Origin of the sequence: Pigmentiphaga sp. CHJ604, from assembly GCF_036972535.1 — a bacterium.
GTDB classification, from domain to species: Bacteria; Pseudomonadota; Gammaproteobacteria; order Burkholderiales; family Burkholderiaceae_B; genus Pigmentiphaga; species Pigmentiphaga daeguensis.
Map to the genome: position 1 here is coordinate 603,726 of NZ_CP136998.1, position 17,731 is coordinate 621,456.

Consider the following 17,731-nt stretch of genomic DNA (forward strand, 5'->3'; position numbering starts at 1 on the left):
CAAGGAGCACGCTATGGCTGTCAGCGATTCCGATTTGATCCAGGCATGGACCCAGGTCCTGACGCTGTCGCGCCTGAAGCGCGGCGACACCGTCACGGTATTGACCACCGAGGGCGTGACCCATCCCCAGACCCTGCGCTGCGCGATGACCGCCGCCGGGCTGCTGGGCGCGCGCGTCAACCGGCTGGACCTGGCGCCCGTCAACGGCGAGAAATCGCTCAGCCGCGATTCCCTGGCCTACCTGGGCACCACGCCCTTGAGCGGCAACCGCGCGGCCATCGCCGCGCTCAAGGCCAGCGATCTGGTGGTCGATCTGATGACCCTGCTTTTCTCGCCCGAGCAGCACGACATCCTGCAAGGGGGAGGCAAGATCCTGCTGGCCGTCGAGCCGCCCGAGATCCTGCTGCGCATGGTCCCCAACGAAGCGGACCGCGCACGCGTGCTGGCCTGCGGGGCGCTGCTGGAACGTTCGCGCGAGATGCGGGTGACGTCGGCGGCGGGTACCGACCTGGTCTGTCCGTTGGGCGAGTTCCCGGTGGTCAAGGAGTACGGCTTCGTGGACGAGCCGGGCCGCTGGGACCACTGGCCCAGCGGCTTCGCCCTGACCTGGCCGAACGAGCGGGCCACGCGCGGCCGCATCGTGGTGGACAAGGGCGACATCCTGCTGCCGATGAAGTCGTACGTCAGCGATCCCATCGTGATGGAGGTGGAGGACGGCTACGTCACGTCCATCACGGGCGGCATGGACGCCGAACTGCTCAGCGACTACATGGAATCCTTCAACGACCCGGAAGCCTATGCCATGTCGCACATCGGCTGGGGGGCGCAGAACCGCGCGCGCTGGTCCACGCTCGGGCTGTACGACCGCGAGGCCACGATAGGCATGGATGCGCGCGCCTACGCCGGCAACTTCCTGTTCTCGCTCGGGCCCAACAACGAGGTGGGCGGGTCCCGCAGCACCGCGTGCCACATGGACATTCCGCTGCGCCGCTGCACGGTGTCGCTGGACGGCCGCGAGGTGGTGGCCGAGGGCCGCCTGATCGAGGAGCGGCTGGCCGAGGCGGAGGCCGCATCATGAGCAAGGACGGCAACGACCGCGCGGTCTACGCCCGCCAGGGTTTCGGCGCGGGGCTGGTGCCCGAGCCTCCGTTCGGCCTGCTCGTCGTCGACTTCGTCAACGGCTTCGCCGATCCGGCCATCTTCGGCGGCGGCAACATCCCCGCGGCCATCGAGGCCACGCGTCCGTTGCTCGCGCTGGCGCGCGGACGCGGCTGGCCCGTCGCCCACACGCGCATCGTCTACGCGGACGATGGTGCCGATGCCAATGTCTTTTCCGCCAAGGTGCCGGGAATGCTGGGCCTGACCGAAGCCGCGCCGGCCAGCGCCATCGTGCCGGAACTTGCGCCCCTGCCGGGAGAGCTGGTGGTGCACAAGAACGTTCCGTCGGCATTCTTCGCCACCGGCCTTGCCCCGTGGCTGACGCAGCGGGGCGTGCGCACGCTCGTGGTGGCCGGTTGCGTGACCAGCGGCTGCGTGCGTGCGAGCGTGGTCGATGCCATGTGCTGGGGCTTCCGGCCGGTGGTGCTGGCCGATTGCGTGGGCGACCGCGCCGTCGGACCTCATGAAGCCAGCCTGTTCGACATGGCGCAGAAGTACGCCGAGGTCATGGACTACGCCGACCTGCTCCGCCGGCTGGACGACTGAAAGGCCGGGGGGCGCCCCGGCCCGCGCTAGGGTGCCTGCATGCCGCCGGTCACGAAGCGGGTGACCTGGTCGATCAGGCTGTCGGTGTCGTCCGGATCGTAAAGACCCGGGGGCGCCATTTCTTCCATGCGGTGGGTATCCGAGAACGCATACAGATAGGTACCCACCATCAAGGTGACGCGCCAGTACGCGTCCAGCTCCGGCAGGTTGGGCAGGGCCTTGCGCACCGCGTCCACATAGAGCCGCGTGGAGTTGCCGTAGGCGTCAGTTCGCAGCTTGTAGGAAATCTGCGGCGGCTCGGTGTGCAGGCGGGCCTGCAGGCGCAGGAACGACCGCCCCTCGGGCGTCGCGCGAAAGGCCAGCGTGGGCATCAGGAAGGCCTGTACGACATCGCGCACCTTGGGCCGGCCAGGCTTGGCCTGCAACTGCGCCAGGTTCTCCAGGCGCTGCTGCGAAATGATCTGGCTGCGGCGCATGAACACGGCTTCGTACAGGCCGTACTTCGAACCGAAGTAGTAGTTGATCAGTGCCTGCGTGACCTTGGCCTGGTCGGCGATCTCCCGCAAGGTGGTGCCCGCGTAGCCCAGGTTGGAAAAGAGTTCTTCCGCCGCATCGAGTATGTCGTCCCGGACGACGCTGGTGCCCTCGGGGCGGCCGGGGCCCTTCTGGCCGGCCTTGCGCCTGGTTTGGGCTGCGGGGGCGCCCCGGCGGCCGCTGACCAATTTCATAAGCGATTAATTAAATATTGGCTGCGAAGCCTCCATGCTAAGGCTTTTCGCGCACGTGGGCCACGCCCCGGCGCGCCTGTCGCGCGTCAGCGTAGCGCGAACACCTCGTCCGCGGACCATGCGCGATCCAGGTAGCCATCGGCATGCAGCATGGCGGAGAAGGCCTCCAGGGTCGCGCGGTTGCGCGCCACGCCATAGGGCCAGGGATCCGCGCCGAAGGCGGCCTGCGTTTCTTCCACGTGGTCCATCAGCCAGGGCAGCGTGGCGGCCAGCGCGCCGCTGAATCGCAGCCGCTGCCAGGCCTGGTCCTTGGCCTGTTCGCACGCCCGCACCAGCGCGGGCGCCAGCCACGGATGCGCCTCGTGGCGATCGCGGCGCAGAACCAGGGCGTGCATGATGGGGAACACGCCGGTCGCCTCGTAGTAGGCGGCTTCCACGCGCCTGTAGTCCGGAAACAGCCGCCGCACGGCGGGGTGCCTGCCGTACGAGCGGGGGATGAAGGCGCCGATGAGCGCGTCGATGCCGCCCTGGGCCAGCATGTCCGACAGACATGTGGTGGCCGGGATGCGCTGCCATTGCAACGGGCGGCTGGGGCGCAGCTCCATGATGTCGCCGCCGGCGACGCCATATTCGTTCACGCCGCCTTCGTACCATTCGGCGTTCGCCAGGTCGACGCCGTAGCCGTCGCGCAGCAGGCCGCGGATCCAGACCGCGGCCGTCATCTGGTGGCCTTGCACGCCGATGCGCTTGCCGGCGAGATCGGCGGGCGACCGGATGCCCGCGTCCTCGTTCACGAAGATGAAGCCGTGGCGGAACATGCGCGACGGGAACACCGGCAGCGTGACGAAGTTGGCGCGGCGCTGCGCGGTCAGCGCGTAGCAGTGCGTGAGCGACATCTCGGCGACGTCGAAGGCGCCGTGTTCGATCATGGGGCTGAAGATGTCCACCGGCCGCTGGCGCACGTGCGGGACGATGCGCACGCCGTCGATCGCCACGCTGCCGTCGTACAGCCCTTGCAGGCGGTCGTACGGACCCGCCGCGAAGCTGAGCTCGAGTCCGCTCATGGAGCTATTCCAGCTTGACGCCGGCTTCGCGCACCATCGCGCCCCAGCGGTCGAATTCCGACTTGAGCATGGTCTTCATCTCGGCCGGGCTGTTGGGCTTGGGATCGTGCGAGGCGGCATGGATGCGGTCGATCAGGTCCGGCGATTTCAGCGCGGCGGCGACTTCGGCATTGAGCTTGTCGACGATCTCGGGCGGGGTGCCCGCCGGCGCGAACAGCGCGATGGCCGAGTCGATCTTGAAGCCCGGCACGCCGGCTTCTTCCATCGTCGGCACGTCGGGCATGGCCGAGGCCCGCTGGCTGCCGGTCACGGCCAGCACGCGCACCCGCTTGGACTGGAGCAGTGGCTGGATGGGACCGGAATCGGTGATGCCGGCCTGCACCTCGCCCGCCGCCACGGCGGCCGCGGCGGGGCCGCCTCCCTTGTACTGCACCGGAACCATGTCCAGGTCCAGCGAACGCTTCAGCAATTCGCCCGCCAGGAAGGTCTGGCTGCCGACGCCGGTCACGGCATAGCTCAGGGCGCCCGGCTTGGCCTTGGCGGCGGCGATCAGGTCGCGCACCGACCGGATGGGCGAGTCTTCCTTGACCGACACCACCAGGCCGCTGGTCGCCAGCAGCGAGATGGGGGCGAGGTCCTTGAGCGGGTCGTAGCCGGCCTTGGTCAGGTGCACGGTCACCGTCACCGCGCCCAGCGAGGTCAGCAGCAGCGTGTAGCCGTCGGGCTTGGCGCGCGTGACCGCACCCACGCCTATCGTGCCGCCGGCGCCGGCACGGTTCTCGATGAACACTGTCTGGCCCATGCGTTCGGTCAGCTTCTGCGCCAGCGAGCGCGCGATCACGTCCACGCTGCCGCCGGGCGCGTAGGGCACGATGACCTGTACCGGGCGGTCCGGGTAGCGTTGCGCGTGGGCCGCGGGGGCGGCAAGCGCGGCCGCGGCGGCCAGGGTGGACGCGAGGGCGTATAGCGCGCGAAGGCGGTAGGGGGTCGATCCGTTGCGTTGCATGGCGTGCCTCCAGAAGGGGAAGGGCAGGGGTAATGCGGCGAAGCGCCGCGCCGGGGCGCGGCGGGCGGGCTCAGAGTTCGATGACGGTCTTGGGGGTCTTGTGCAGGCATTCCCCCGGCCCGTCGGGGCCGATGATGTAGTTGTCGCAGACGGTGGTGAAGACGCTGGCGGTGGCATGGCCGGGATGGACCACGATGTTCATGCCGGCGGCGATGGGCATGGTCTCGTCCTCGCGTATCAGCGGACGCTCGACCATGTCGTAGCCCTGGCCGTGGGCATACAGGCGCGTTTCCTCGCGCATGCCGCGGGCACGCATGAAGGCGTTGTGGGCGGCCAGGATGTCGGCGGGCATCGCGCCGGGCTTGAGGTGGTCCAGCGTGTGGCGCTGGGCCTCGACCAGCAGGGCCATGGTGTCCAGCAGTTCCTGCGAGGCCTTGCCCAGCACGAAGGTACGGGCCAGTTCGCCGTAGTAGCCGCCCGGGCCGTTGTTCTCGATCAGCAGCGTGAAGGCGTCGCCTTCGCGCATCTCCCTGCCTTGCAGGTGGCGGGGCTTGTACATCGCGGCGCGGCCGGCGGGCGAGGACGAGCCGATGAACAGCCCCTGTTCGCTGCCGCGCAGCTGGCCCGCGTACTGGGCGTAGGCGGCGACCTCGAAATCCTTCATGCCGGGGCGGATGTGGCGGGCCAGGGCCTGCAGTACCTCGTCCTGCATGGCCGCCATGCGGCCGATGGCCTCGATCTCGTCGGCGCTCTTGATGGCCTTGATGTGGTCGACCATGTCGGTGGCATCGACGAAGCGCACCGAGCCCGCCGTATTTCTATACCGTCGAGCTGCTGCGCAAGTACGGCCTCGCGCCCAACGACGTGCAATGGGTGTCGACCGGCACCGATGCCGCGTCGCGCGCCAGCATGCTGCTGGGCGGTCAGGTGGATGCCGGGCTGCTGACGGCGCCGTCGTACTTCAAGCTGGAAACCCAGGGCCTGAAGGTGCTGACCGAGCTGCCCGACCACGAGGACATCTACGTCAGCACGGCCTTCCTCCACAAACGCAGCTACCTGGCCGAGCAGCGAGGCCGGGCCGAGGGCCTGATCCGCGCCCACGCCGAGGCGATCAAGCGTTTCTACGATGACAAGGCCTTCGCCGTGGCGACCTTCAAGGCGTTTGACCAGCCCGAGAGCGAGGCCGACATAAGCCGGGTCTACGACATCTACGTCAAGCGCAACGTGCTCGACCGCGTACCTCTGATTTCCAAGGCCGCCATCCAGGCCACCATCGACCGGCTGGCGGAGCAGACGCCGGCGGTGCGCAAGCTGGACCTGGGCAAGGTCGTGGACAACAGCCTGGTGCTCAAGCTGGTCAAGGACGGATGGTTCGAGCAGACTTTCGGCTCGGCCGTGCGCGAGGAGCAGGAGCGCAAGATCGCCGGTGCGCTGGGCTGATGCCGCCGGCGGTCATGATGCAAAGTAGCGCAAGACCAGGACCGCGCCCGAGGCCAGCACGACCAGCGCCACCAGGCGCAGGAAGGCCTCGCGGCTCAGCGCCAGCGTGATCCGCCGCCCTGCCCAGGTGCCCAGCAGCATGGCCGGCGCCAGCATCAGCGCGGTGGCCAGCAGTCCGGTGTCGGCATAGACGCCGGCCGCCAGGAAGAACACGGCGCGCGTGAAGGTGGCCAGGCCGATCAGGGTGCTTTGCGTGACGCGAATGTCGTTCTTGTCCCGCAGGCGGCCGGCCAGGTAGATGGCATAGATGAAACCGCCGCTGCCGAACAGCGCGGAGAACACGCCACCCACCGTACCGAAGGCATAGGCCGACCCTGGCGGCAGCGTCCGGTGCGGACGAAAGCCGCTCAGGGAATACAGCGAGTAGGCGATGGCGAACACGCCCAGCAACAGGAGCAGGGCGTCCGGCCGGCTGCGCAGCAGGACGACGGCGCCCACCAGGCTGCCGAGCACCATCGCCGGTACCAGCCGACGCAGCTCGCCCATCGACGCGTGGCGCACGTCGCGCGCCACGCTGGTGGTGGCCGCGGCGAAGTCCAGCAAGGCCAGGAGCGGTACGATGGTGGCCACCGGCACGAAGTTGGCCAGCAGCGGGCCGGCGACCAGCGCGGTGCCGAAGCCCGCCATGCCGAAGATGACGTAGGCCGCTGCCACGCCGGCGAACATCAGCGCGAACTGGGAAAGCGGAACGGGAAGCAGGAAGAGAAGGGCATCCACGGCTGGGCTCGATCGGGGCAACGGCAGCAGTCTGAGCCCTGCGCGCGTGGCGGTCCAATTCTAAAATCAGGCCTCATCCATCTCATCGCGCGATAAATGTTCTCGGTCAGGCAGCTTGGATACTACGTGGCGATCGTCGAGGCCGGCAGCTTCAGCGAGGCGGCCGAGCGGCTGCACGTGGCACAGTCGGCGCTGAGCCGGCAGATCAAGCTGCTGGAGGAAGAGGTGGGCGTGGCGCTGCTGGCGCGCACCACGCGACAGGTGGAAATGACGGCGGCGGGAAGGGCCTTCCACGAGGACGCGGTGCGCATGCTGGCGGGGCTGGGCGAGATGGCGGGCCGCGCGCGCCAGGCCGAGCGCGGCGTGCAGGGCAGCGTGGCGCTGCTGCATTCCAGTTCCGTGCCGCTGGGCCGGTCGCTGCTGGCGCCGCTGCGGCGCCACCTGTCGCGCCAGCCCGGTGTCAGCCTGTCGATCTCGTCCGCATCGTCCGAGCAGCAGGCGCAGGACATCCAGGACGGACGCGCGGACCTGGGCCTGGCCCGCGCGCCGGTGCTACGGCAGCTGCCCGACGTGCTGACGGAGGTCCTGTACGAGGAAGCGCTGGTGCTGGCCGTGCCGGCGGAACATCCGCTGGCGGGGCGGGACGCGGTGCCGCTGCATGCCCTGCGCGGCGAACGCTTCGTGTCGCTGCCGCATGCCCATCGGGGCGGGTTGAGCTATCGGGTGGTGGAACTGTGCCGGCAGGCCGGGTTCTTTCCCCTGGCCGCGCAGGCGGTGTCCCGCAAGGCGACCCTGCTGCGGCTGGTGGAGCTGGGGTTCGGCGTCGCGCTGGTGCCGGCGGACATGGCGGCCGACGCGCGCGCCGAGGTGCGCCTGGTGGCGTTGGCCGAGTGCGATGCCCGCACCCAGGTGCTGCTGCACGTCCACCGTTCGCCCACGCCGCAGGCCCGCCAGGTCGCCGATGCGCTGCGCGCGGCCTGCGCGGGTTGGCGAGGACTGGGCCGCGCGGACCCGGTCAGCCCAGGGTAGATTCCAGCGCCAGCAACTGCTCGACGGTTTCGCGCGCCCGCACGACATGGTAGTGGTCGCCGTCCACCATGACTTCGGCGGCGCGCGGGCGGGTGTTGTAGTTGCTGGCCATGACCATGCCGTAGGCGCCCGCCGATTCCACGGCCAGGTAGTCGCCTTCGCGCACGGCCAGGTCGCGGTCCTTGGCCAGCCAGTCGCCGCTCTCGCACACCGGCCCGACCACATCGTAGCGTCCGGTGGCCTCGTCCGCGCGCGGCGCCACGGCCAGCACGCCGTGGTAGGCCTCGTACAGCGTCGGGCGGATCAGGTCGTTCATGGCCGCGTCGACGATCAGGAAATTCTTCGCTTCCGTGGGCTTGAGGTACTCCACGCGCGTCACCAGCAGGCCGGCGTTGCCGACCAGGGAACGGCCGGGTTCCAGCACGATCTGGCGCGAGCCGTAGCCGCGTGCGTCGATGCGTTCGAACACGCGGGACAGCAGGTCGGCGGGGGCCAGCGCGGTCTCGTGGGCGTAGCGGATGCCCAGGCCGCCGCCCAGGTCCAGGTGCTCGACCCGGATGCCGTCGGCCGCCAGCTTGTCGAGCAGGTCGAGCAGCTTGTCCAGCGCGTCCAGGAAGGGGGCGGTCTCGGTGATCTGCGAGCCGATGTGGCAGTCGACGCCCACGATCTCGATCCCCGGCAGCGAGGCCGCGGTCCGGTAGGCCGCGGGGGCGTCGTCGATGGCGATGCCGAACTTGTTTTCCTTCAGGCCGGTCGAGATGTAGGGATGGGTCTTGGGGTCGACGTCGGGGTTCACGCGCAGCGATACCGGCGCGCGCTTGCCCATCGCCTGCGCGACCTCGGACAGGCGGTGCAGTTCGGGCACGGATTCGACGTTGAAGCACTTGACGCCCGCTTCCAGCGCCAGGCGCATTTCGGCGGCCTGCTTGCCTACGCCCGAGAAGACCACCTTGGCCGGATCGCCGCCCACCGCCAGCACGCGCTGCAGCTCGCCCGCGGACACGATGTCGAATCCGGCTCCCATGCGCGCGAATTCCCGCAGCACCGCCAGGTTGGAGTTGGCCTTCATGCCGTAGCAGACCAGCACGTCGCGCGAGCCGATGCCGCGCCGGTAGGCGTCGTAGGCGGCGTGCAGCGCGGCGCGCGAATAGACGTACAGCGGCGTGCCCAGCTGGTCGGCCAGCCGGGCCACGGATACGCCTTCGGCGTGGAGCACGCCGTCGCGATAGGCAAAGTGGGGGCTGCCGACCGGAGTGGGCAGGGAAGCGGGGGTGGTCATTGTGTCAGGGGGGTATGCGAGATGGATTCGTTGCGCCGGGAGATGTCGTCGACGTCGCCCGTGGTCTTGGACACCGGCGCGGGGGCGGGCTGCACGGCCGGCGCGGGCGCCGTGGGGGCCGGCTGGGCAGGCAGGTAGAGCGGGCCCTTGATGCCGCAGGCGGCCAGCAGCGCGAGCGGCAGGACCGCCAGCAGGGGAGCCAGGCGGCGCCCGGCCGGCCGGGCGCCGATGGCTACAATGCCGGTATCAGCAACCAACGAGGGGTCTGGGCATGCGGCGCGCGCAGGGCGCGTGGGTTTCATGTCGGACATAGTCGAAATTATGAACGAAAGCGAGTTTCTTGCCTTGGCCGACGCCATCCTGGATTCCATCGAGCGGCAGGCCGACGTGTGGTTCGAGCAGCGCGACATCGATATCGAGGCGACGCGCAGCGGCAACGTGCTGACGCTGACCTTCGCCGATCGCAGCCAGGCGGTCATCAACAGCCAGGCGCCCATGCAGGAAATGTGGGTGGCGGCGCGCAGCGGCGGGTTCCATTATCGCCTGAAGGACGGGAAGTGGCTGGATACGCGGTCTGGCGAGGAACTGGCGCGGGCGTTGTCGCGGATTTGTTCCGAGCAGTCGGGGGAGGAGATTGTGGTAGAGGAACTGCCGGTTCGGTGAGTTCTAAACACGGCTGGTCCGGGGCACCGAATGCGCCGTCCGGCCTCTCGGCGCCCCGGACCCAGCCTGCGGCGTCTTGTGGTGGTGGCCGCCCGTGGGGGTATGGCGGGCGGGCGTAGGGGCGGTCAGGGCAGGTATTCCGGGCGGGTGTTGCCGCCGCCGCTGGTGCTGCCCGAGCTGCCGCCATTGCCATTGATCAGGTTGCCCAGGCTGTCGATCAGCCGCGACATGGGATCGGTCGAGGGGGGCGGCAGTCCTACGGTGGCGACGGCCTGGCCGGGCGGGAATTCGGCGAAATAGTAGTCGCCGTTCTGCACGATGATGCCGGGGGGCATGGGCTGTTCGCGCTGGGGGATGTCCTTGAGCGCGCGCTGCATGTATTTCAGCCAGATCGGCATGGCGGCGCCGCCGCCGGTTTCGCGCACGCCCAGCGAGCGGGGCTGGTCGTAGCCCAGCCAGGCGACGCCCACGAGGCCGGGGGTGTAGCCGGCGAACCAGGCGTCCACCGAGTTGTTGGTGGTGCCGGTCTTGCCCGCCACGTCCTGGCGCTTGAGCGACAGGGCGGCGCGGGCGGTGCCGGTGCGGACGACGTCGCGCAGCATGGAGTCGGCGATGTAGGCCGTGCGGGCGTCGATGGCGCGCAGCGATTCGTCGCCCGCCTTGGTCGGGCGAGCCTGCATCAGGACGCGGCCGGTGCTGTCGGTGACCTTGTCGATCAGGTAGGGGGTGACGCGGTAGCCGCCGTTGGCGAAGACGGAATAGGCGCCGGCCATCTGCAGCGGCGTGACCGAACCCGCTCCCAGCGCCATGGTCAGGTAGGCGGGGTGGCGGGCGGCGTCGAAGCCGAAACGGGTGATGTAGTCCTGGGCGTACTGCGGACCGATGCTTTGCAGCACGCGGATCGACACCATGTTCTTGGACTTGGCCAGCCCCTGGCGCATGGTCATGGGGGGCTCGTTCTTGCCGTCGTAGTTCTTCGGTTCCCAGCGCTGCGAGCCGGTGGCCGAGGCTTCGAGCACGAACGGATCGTCGGAAATGATGGTGGCGGGAGTCAGGCCCCGTTCCAGCGAAGCCGCGTAGATGAAGGGCTTGAAGCTGGAGCCGGGCTGGCGCCAGGCCTGGGTGACGCGGTTGAACTTGCCGCTGTGGAAATCGAAGCCGCCGACCATGGCGCGGATGGCGCCGTTTTGCGGGTCGGTGGAGACGAAGGCCGCCTGGACCTGGGGCGTTTGCAGGATTTCCCACTCGTTTCCGGTCTTCAGGATGCGGACGATGGCGCCGCGGCGGATGCGCACCGAAGGCTGGGCCTTGGCCGACAGCGCCGGCTGCACGAACTTGAGCCCCTTGCCGGTGATGTCGATGATCTCGCCCGAGCTGCGGGCCACGCGGACCTTGTTGGCATCGGCGGCCAGGACCACGGCGGACAGCAGGGTATCGCTGTCGGGATAGTCGTTCAGGGCGTCGTCGACCGCCTCGTTCAGCTTCTCGGGGTTGTTGTCGATGCCATTGGGCAGGTCGACGAAGGCCTCGGGGCCGCGGTAGCCGTGGCGGCGCTCGTAGTCCAGCACGCCGTCGCGCAGCGAATCGTAGGCGGCATCCTGCATGTCCCGGTTCACGGTCGTATAGACGTTCAGGCCGCGGGTGTAGGTCTCTTCCTTATAGATGTCGTAGACCAGCTGGCGAGCCAGCTCGGCCACGTATTCGGCGCGCACGCCGAATTCTCCGCCCAGTTGCCGGACCTGCTGCTTTTCGTCCAGGGCGGCGCGGTATTCGGGCTCGGTCAGATAGCCCAGGCTCAGCATGCGCTGCAGCACGTATTGCTGGCGCAGCTTGGCGCGGGTCGGGTTGACCACCGGGTTGTAGCGCGACGGGGCCTTGGGAATGCCGGCCAGCATCGCGGCCTCGGCGGCGGTGATCTCCGACAGCGGCTTGCCGTAATAGATGCGGGCCGCCGAGGCGAAGCCGTAGGCGCGCTGGCCCAGGTAGATCTGGTTGATGTAGAGCTCCAGGATCTGGTCCTTGGTCAGGTTGGCCTCGATCTTGAAGGTCAGCAGGATTTCGTAGAGCTTGCGGGTCCAGGTCTTTTCCGACGACAGGTAGAAATTCCGGGCCACCTGCATGGTGATCGTGCTGGCGCCCTGGCTCTTGGACAGGTTCACCATGTTGGTGAGGGCCGCGCGCATGACGCCGGACCAGTCTATGCCGCCATGTTGGTAGAAACGGTCGTCTTCTGCCGACAAGATCGCCGATTTGAGTACATCGGGTACGTCGCGGATGCGCACGACGTTGCGCCTTTCCTCGCCGAATTCGCCGATCAGGGCATTGTCCGCGGTGTAGATCCGCAGCGGCATCTTCGGATGGTAGTCGGTCAGGGCGTCGAGGTCGGGCAGGTTCGGGTAGGCGAGGGCCAGCGCCAGCCCCACCAGGAGGGCGCCACAAACGGCCAGCCCGGCCAGAACGCCGGCGACCTTCAGGAGAATACGGGACATGAGGAAGCAGCTTCTCGTGCGAGGACGAGACCCATTATAGGAACATCGAAACGGATCGGCTTATAGACCGCCCGGCGGCCCGGGCGTTCCTGTAACAGTTGGTGTGCCGGGTCCCGGGGGCCGATTTTCCGCTTCCGGCCCTCTTGCGGGATAATGCATCTTATATCGATATCTTTCTGTGGCTTCGGCCTCACGAGCTAGTGGATCAGGTCTCTTACGATTCATGCGCGGCCGCCGCCACGGGGCCGGCAGGCACGGTGTTCGTGCCGCCCGTCTTTCTCGTCGGCATGATGGGGGCGGGCAAAACCACGATCGGCCGCGGCCTGGCGCGGGCGTTGTCGCGCCAGTTCCTGGACGTGGACCTGGTGCTGGAAGCGCGCTGCGGGGTCCGGGTGCCCACCATTTTCGAACTGGAAGGCGAGGCCGGCTTCCGGCGCCGCGAAACCCATGCGCTGGACGAATGCAGCCGGATTTCCGGGGTAGTCCTGGCCACCGGCGGCGGCGCCGTGCTGGCCGAGGAAAACCGCCGCATGCTGCAGCAGCGCGGCACGGTCGTCTACCTCAGGGCCAAGGCCGAGGAGCTCTACCAGCGTACCCGCTACGACCGCAACCGGCCGCTGCTGCAGACGGCCGATCCGCTGGGCCGCATCACCGAGCTGCTGCGCCAGCGCGAACCCCTGTACGAGGAAATCGCCGACCTCGTCGTCGATACCGGCAAGGTGTCGGTGGCGCGGCTGGTCGGCCGCATCCTGCCCATGCTCGCAACCTGCAACAAGCAGGTCCGGCCGCCCGCCGCCGACCTGCCCCCGCTGGAGTGTCTATGAAAGAAGTCCGTGTCGAGACCCCGGGCGGGAGCTATCCCATACGGATCGCCCCCGGCCGCCTCGATCGCCTGGCCGAGGCCGTGCCGGCCGACGCCACCACCCTGGTCGTGGTCACCAATCCCACCGTGGCGGCGCTGTACGCCGAGCGCGCCGAGCAGGCCCTGGCGGCCACCGGCCGGCCCATCCTGCGCATCGAGCTGCCCGACGGCGAGCAATACAAGGATTGGCAGACCCTGAACCTGATCTTCGACGCCATGCTGGCCAGGCACTGCGACCGCAAGGCCGTGATCGTCGCGCTGGGCGGCGGCGTGATCGGCGACATCGCCGGCTTCGCCGCCGCGGTCTACATGCGCGGCATCCGCTTCATCCAGGTGCCCACCACGCTGCTGTCGCAGGTCGATTCGTCGGTGGGCGGCAAGACCGCCGTCAACCACCCCATCGGCAAGAACATGATAGGCGCGTTCTACCAGCCGATCGCCGTGGAAATCGACACCGACGTGCTGTCCACGCTGCCCGCGCGCGAGGTCTCCGCCGGGCTGGCCGAGGTCATCAAGTACGGTGCCATCCTGGATGCCGACTTCTTCGCCTGGTGCGAGGCCCACGCCCGGGACCTGCGCGCGCTCGAACCGGGCGCGCTGGCCGTGGCCATCGCCCGTTCGTGCGAACTCAAGGCCTACGTCGTCTCGCAGGACGAACGGGAAACCGGCTTGCGCGCCATCCTGAACTTCGGCCATACCTTCGCCCACGCCATCGAGGCCGGGCTGGGCTTCGGCGCCTGGCTGCACGGCGAGGCCGTCGGCTGCGGCATGGTGCAGGCGGCGGAGCTCTCGGCGCTGGCCGCCGGGCTGCCGCCGGCCGACGCCGAACGCATCCGCGGCCTGGTGCTGGCCATCGGCTGCCCGGTGTACGCGCCCGACCTGGGGCCCGACCGCTGGTTCGACCTGATGCAGGGCGACAAGAAAACCGAAGCCGGCCAGATCCGCTTCATCCTCTTGCCCAGGCTGGGGGAAGCGGTACGGACCCCGGCCGAGGCCGGACTGGTCCGGCAGGTCCTGGACCGGACCGTCGCCAAGACAGCGGGCGAGCAGCCAGCCACGCTCGCCTGACCCCGCCCACTCCGGAGGAGCCCCGACGTCATGCCCCAAGTCCTCGCTCCCTACGCCGCCGACCCGGCCGCCACCCGCGGCCGGCGCCACCCCGAAGCCCCGCCCCAGGGGCGTTCCGAATTCCAGCGCGACCGCGATCGCATCATCCATTCCAACGCCTTCCGGCGGCTGGAGTACAAGACCCAGGTCTTCGTGAACCACGAGGGCGACCTGTTCCGCACCCGGCTCACGCACAGCCTGGAAGTGGCGCAGATCGCGCGGTCCATCGCGCGCAACCTGGGCCTGAACGAAGACCTCGTCGAAGCCATTTCCCTGGCCCATGACCTGGGCCACACCCCGTTCGGGCATGCCGGACAGGATGTGCTGCACGCCTGCATGCAGGAGTTCGCACCCGAGGCCGGCGGCTTCGAGCACAACCTGCAAAGCCTGCGCGTGGTGGACGAACTCGAGGAACGCTACGGCGACTTCAATGGCCTGAACCTGTGCTTCGAGACCCGCGAGGGCATCCTCAAGCACTGCTCGCTGACCCGGGCGGCGCGCCTGGGCGACGTGGGCGAGCGCTTCCTGAACCGCACCCAGCCTTCGCTGGAAGCGCAACTGACCAACCTGTCGGACGAGATCGCCTACAACAACCACGACATCGACGACGGCCTGCGCTCCGGCCTCGTCTCGCTGGAGCAGATGCGGCAGGTCGGCATCTTCAACCGCCATCATGCCGAGGTCGTGCAGCGCTACCCGGACCTGCCCGAGCGGCGTGCCATCACCGAAACGGTGCGGCGCATGATCAACACCCTGATCATCGACCTGACCGAGACCACGGCGGCCCGCATCGCCCGGCACCAGCCGGCCTCCATCGACGACGTGCGCCGCGCGCCGCCGCTGGCGGGCTTCAGCCCCGAAGTGAAGGCCGAGGCCGAGGAACTCAAGATCTTCCTGCGCGACAACCTGTATCGCCACTATCGGGTGCTGCGCATGACCACCAAGGCCAAGCGCGTGCTGCGCGACCTCTTCATCGCCTTCCTGGACGACCCGCGCCTGTTGCCGCCGCAGTACCAGGCACGGGCCAACGTGGATCAGCCGCGGGCCATTGCCGACTACATCGCGGGGATGACCGACCGGTATGCGATCAAGGAGCACCGGCGGTTGTTCCTGGTGAGCGACGAGTAGCGGCGGGGGGGGCGGCCATCCGCCCCGCTTCCCGATGCATTGCGGTGGCGCCGTGCTGGTCAATGCGCCGCCTGCAACACCTCCGACCGATTGCCGCCGCCATTCTGGCGAGGGTAGGTATAGGCGCCGAGCCGCAACACCAGCATCGCCGAAGCCAGCAGGACCAGGCTCAATCCGGCCAATGCCGACGAATAGCTTCCCGTCGCGTCGAACACGAGCCCCATGACATAGGGGCCTCCGCCGGACCCCGCCATAAAGGCTGCGAACAGATAGCCATAGATCTCGCCGAAGCTCTTCAAGCCCAGGTAGCGCGACAGCAGGAAGGCGATCAGGTCTACTTCCGCGCCCAGGCCCAGCCCTATCAGCACGACCGCGACGGCCGCATAGGCGGGCGACGGGTTGGCGAGCAGCAGGGCGATGCCGGCTACCGGGACCAGGAAGAAGAAGGCCGCCACGTAGGGCGCGAAGATGCGGTCGAGCAGGAAGCCAGCCAGCAGCCTGCCTCCGATGAGCGCGAGGCCGGCGAAGCCCAGCGCCGAGGTGGCGAGCGTGGCGGCAATGCCGCGGTCGACCAGCAGCGGAACCACGTGGGCGATGACGCCGTTCGTGGCCAGGGCGACGCCCGCAAAGGCGATGGCCAGTTTCCAGAACAGGGGGCTGCGCAGCGCCTGTCGACCGGTCAGTCCGGGCAACGCCGGCAGGCCGTCGGCCGCGGCGCGATGGGGCGGTTCGCGCACCGCCAGGCCGACTGCGGTAAACCCGACCACGAAGGTGAGCGCCGCCAGCCCGACGTATGCGCCGCGCCAGCCCACGTGCGCGACCAGCGCCTGGGCGAACTGGGGAACCAGCGCCGCTCCCAGGCCGACGCCGGACATGGCCACGCCCAGCGCCAGCCCGCGCTTGTCGTCGAACCAGGCGGCAATCGCCTTGGCGTAGGGCAGGGGCGTCTGGCCCGCCGCGGCGATGCCCATCAGCGCATAGATGATCATGAACTTCGCCGGCGTATCGGCCAGGAAGGCCAGCGCGACCATCGCGAGCGCGAACAGCGTGATGGCCGGCAGGGTGACGGCGCGCACGCCGTGGCGGTCGGCGAGCCTTCCGGCCAGTGGCACGCATAGCGCGGTCACGCATAGCCCGATCACCAGGGCCAGCGATGTGGTGGAACGCGACCAGCCGAACTCGCTGGTGACCGGCAGCAGAAACACGCCGAAGGTGAATTGCATGATAGGACCGTTGCCGACCAACAGGCCGAACACGGATCCGACCACGATCCACCATCGATTGATCGTCTTCATTGTCTTCCTCCTGATGGCTCGGGCCATCTATGGGATGGGATCGCCGGCCGGATGCGATGTCCGGCCGGGGGGGGCGATTACCGGTCCAGCTTGAACAGCCGCGCCGCATTGGCGCTGCCTATCTTGAGCCGGTCGGCTTCGCTGATGCTGGTTGAGTCGAACCATTCGGCCGCATGGTCGATGTTCTCGAACGGCCAGTCGGTGGAGAACAGGATGCGGTCGGCGCCGATCTCGAGGATGGCATCGATCAGCGTCTGCGTGCGGAAGTTGCCCGAGGTGGTCAGGTAGAAGTTCTCGTTGAAGTAGTCGACGATCTTCCTCTTGGCCGGATACTTCGGCTTGGCCTTGAGCCAGGCGTTGCGGTGGTCGATGCGCCACATGCTGTAGGGCAGGCCTTCTCCCATGTGGCCCAGGATGATGCGCAGCGCCGGAAACTGGTCGAATAGGCCCGAGCCCATCAGCCGCAGGGCATGCACCGCCGTTTCCTGCCCGAATGCCCACGTCGGTCCGAGCAGCCAGCCGTGTCCGTCGTAGATGCCGGCGTCGGGTGGCAACGGATTGCGCGGATGCAGGTAGAACGGGACGTCGAGCGTCTGGACGGTTGCCCAGAACGGCAGGTACTGCGGCATGTCGTAGTACAGCGGCTTGGAATGCCGCACGTCTTCGGAGAATCCGTTGACCAGCGCGCCGACGAAACCCAGGTCCTTCACGCAGCGCTCCAGTTCGGCCGCCGCGAGTTCCGGCTCCTGCATGGCCAGCGCGGCAAAGCCGCGGAACCGGTCCGGCCGCTTGGCCACTTCCTCCGCCAGGAAGTCGTTGGCCCTGCGGGCCGTCTCATGCGCCTTGCGGTGGTCCCCGATGGCCTGCACCGCCGGCGCGTTCAGCGACAGGATCATGACCTCGATGCCATGCTCGTCCATCAGGCGCAGCCGCCTGTCCTGGATATCGAGCAGCCGCGACTTCAGCTCCGGCCAGTCCTTCTCCGGCACGAAGCCCGCCGAATCCATCAGGGTCTCTTCCGTGGCGAAATGTTCTTCCAGCGCGATTTTTCCTTTCATTCCTCTCTCCTGTACATGCAGTCAGAAAATGCAAGATCCCAATTCACGCAGCACGCGGTGCCCGTCTAGTACGAGCTTCTTGAGGTGTCACGCCACTGCTGC

At 68.5% G+C, this 17,731-nt stretch carries 18 protein-coding genes; 8 read left to right on the plus strand and 10 right to left on the minus strand.

The genetic code is table 11. The features are described from left to right. The first annotated feature begins 13 nt into the window (after positions 1-13). Both R4823_RS03050 and R4823_RS03055 read left to right on the plus strand, forming a co-directional pair. Positions 14-1,078 carry a 2,5-dihydroxypyridine 5,6-dioxygenase gene (locus R4823_RS03050; RefSeq protein ID WP_279814638.1) on the plus strand — a complete coding sequence of 355 codons (1,065 nt, stop codon included), beginning with the start codon at positions 14-16 and terminating at the stop codon, positions 1,076-1,078. Continuing rightward, entirely contained in the window at positions 1,075-1,704 is a 630-nt protein-coding gene (locus tag R4823_RS03055) for an isochorismatase family protein (RefSeq protein ID WP_338617366.1), read from the plus strand. The genes R4823_RS03050 and R4823_RS03055 overlap by 4 nt, the downstream gene beginning before the upstream one ends. 26 nt (positions 1,705-1,730) lie before the next feature. On the opposite strand, the gene R4823_RS03060 is transcribed toward R4823_RS03055, so the two are convergent. From R4823_RS03060 to R4823_RS03075, 4 genes are all read right to left on the minus strand, one after another. After that, positions 1,731-2,432: a TetR/AcrR family transcriptional regulator gene (locus R4823_RS03060; protein WP_338617368.1), complete on the minus strand. Its 702-nt coding sequence runs from the start codon at positions 2,430-2,432 to the stop codon at positions 1,731-1,733. A gap of 86 nt (positions 2,433-2,518) precedes the next feature. Then, positions 2,519-3,496, minus strand: coding sequence for a 4,5-dihydroxyphthalate decarboxylase (locus R4823_RS03065; protein ID WP_087841545.1), 978 nt, complete (start codon positions 3,494-3,496; stop codon positions 2,519-2,521). A gap of 4 nt (positions 3,497-3,500) precedes the next feature. After that, positions 3,501-4,502 carry a tripartite tricarboxylate transporter substrate binding protein gene (locus R4823_RS03070; RefSeq protein ID WP_176400850.1) on the minus strand — a complete coding sequence of 334 codons (1,002 nt, stop codon included), beginning with the start codon at positions 4,500-4,502 and terminating at the stop codon, positions 3,501-3,503. A gap of 70 nt (positions 4,503-4,572) precedes the next feature. After that, entirely contained in the window at positions 4,573-5,304 is a 732-nt protein-coding gene (locus R4823_RS03075) for a M24 family metallopeptidase (protein ID WP_087841547.1), read from the minus strand. Between the two features lie 32 nt (positions 5,305-5,336). On the opposite strand from R4823_RS03075, the gene R4823_RS03080 reads away from it, so the two are divergent. Beyond that, positions 5,337-5,942, plus strand: coding sequence for a hypothetical protein (locus R4823_RS03080; protein ID WP_254914703.1), 606 nt, complete (start codon positions 5,337-5,339; stop codon positions 5,940-5,942). 12 nt (positions 5,943-5,954) lie between these two features. On the opposite strand, the gene R4823_RS03085 is transcribed toward R4823_RS03080, so the two are convergent. After that, positions 5,955-6,719 (minus strand): sulfite exporter TauE/SafE family protein, encoded by a 765-nt coding sequence (locus R4823_RS03085; RefSeq protein WP_243724386.1) that lies wholly within the window; start codon positions 6,717-6,719, stop codon positions 5,955-5,957. Between the two features lie 96 nt (positions 6,720-6,815). Here R4823_RS03085 and R4823_RS03090 point away from each other — a divergent pair, with 96 nt between their 5' ends. Next, the gene (locus tag R4823_RS03090) at positions 6,816-7,748 is read left to right on the plus strand and encodes a LysR substrate-binding domain-containing protein (protein ID WP_087841549.1); all 933 of its coding nucleotides are present in this window, start codon (positions 6,816-6,818) and stop codon (positions 7,746-7,748) included. Here R4823_RS03090 and lysA read toward each other — a convergent pair. Further along, a complete protein-coding gene (gene lysA, locus R4823_RS03095; protein WP_087841550.1) occupies positions 7,735-9,027 on the minus strand; it encodes a diaminopimelate decarboxylase in 1,293 nt (430 codons plus the stop codon). The two genes, R4823_RS03090 and lysA, sit on opposite strands and share 14 nt — an antisense overlap. Further along, positions 9,024-9,284, minus strand: coding sequence for a lipoprotein (locus R4823_RS03100; RefSeq protein ID WP_243724385.1), 261 nt, complete (start codon positions 9,282-9,284; stop codon positions 9,024-9,026). Before R4823_RS03100 ends, lysA begins: the two co-directional genes overlap by 4 nt. 64 nt (positions 9,285-9,348) lie before the next feature. On the opposite strand from R4823_RS03100, the gene cyaY reads away from it, so the two are divergent. Further along, positions 9,349-9,690, plus strand: coding sequence for an iron donor protein CyaY (cyaY, locus tag R4823_RS03105; protein ID WP_087841552.1), 342 nt, complete (start codon positions 9,349-9,351; stop codon positions 9,688-9,690). Positions 9,691-9,815: 125 nt separating this feature from the next. On the opposite strand, the gene R4823_RS03110 is transcribed toward cyaY, so the two are convergent. Beyond that, the gene (locus R4823_RS03110) at positions 9,816-12,179 is read right to left on the minus strand and encodes a penicillin-binding protein 1A (protein WP_087841553.1); all 2,364 of its coding nucleotides are present in this window, start codon (positions 12,177-12,179) and stop codon (positions 9,816-9,818) included. 287 nt (positions 12,180-12,466) lie between these two features. Here R4823_RS03110 and R4823_RS03115 point away from each other — a divergent pair, with 287 nt between their 5' ends. The 3 genes from R4823_RS03115 to R4823_RS03125 are packed head-to-tail and all read left to right on the plus strand — an operon-like array spanning position 12,467 to position 15,276. Next, a complete protein-coding gene (locus tag R4823_RS03115) occupies positions 12,467-13,003 on the plus strand; it encodes a shikimate kinase (RefSeq protein WP_087841599.1) in 537 nt (178 codons plus the stop codon). Then, positions 13,000-14,109, plus strand: coding sequence for a 3-dehydroquinate synthase (gene aroB, locus R4823_RS03120; RefSeq protein WP_087841554.1), 1,110 nt, complete (start codon positions 13,000-13,002; stop codon positions 14,107-14,109). Before R4823_RS03115 ends, aroB begins: the two co-directional genes overlap by 4 nt. A gap of 30 nt (positions 14,110-14,139) precedes the next feature. After that, the gene (locus R4823_RS03125) at positions 14,140-15,276 is read left to right on the plus strand and encodes a deoxyguanosinetriphosphate triphosphohydrolase (RefSeq protein WP_087841555.1); all 1,137 of its coding nucleotides are present in this window, start codon (positions 14,140-14,142) and stop codon (positions 15,274-15,276) included. Positions 15,277-15,335: 59 nt separating this feature from the next. Here R4823_RS03125 and R4823_RS03130 read toward each other — a convergent pair whose 3' ends face one another. Continuing rightward, a complete protein-coding gene (locus R4823_RS03130) occupies positions 15,336-16,571 on the minus strand; it encodes an MFS transporter (protein ID WP_087841556.1) in 1,236 nt (411 codons plus the stop codon). 77 nt (positions 16,572-16,648) lie between these two features. Continuing rightward, positions 16,649-17,629 carry a gamma-resorcylate decarboxylase gene (gene tsdA / locus R4823_RS03135; RefSeq protein WP_087841557.1) on the minus strand — a complete coding sequence of 327 codons (981 nt, stop codon included), beginning with the start codon at positions 17,627-17,629 and terminating at the stop codon, positions 16,649-16,651. Between the last annotated feature and the right edge of the window lie 102 nt (positions 17,630-17,731).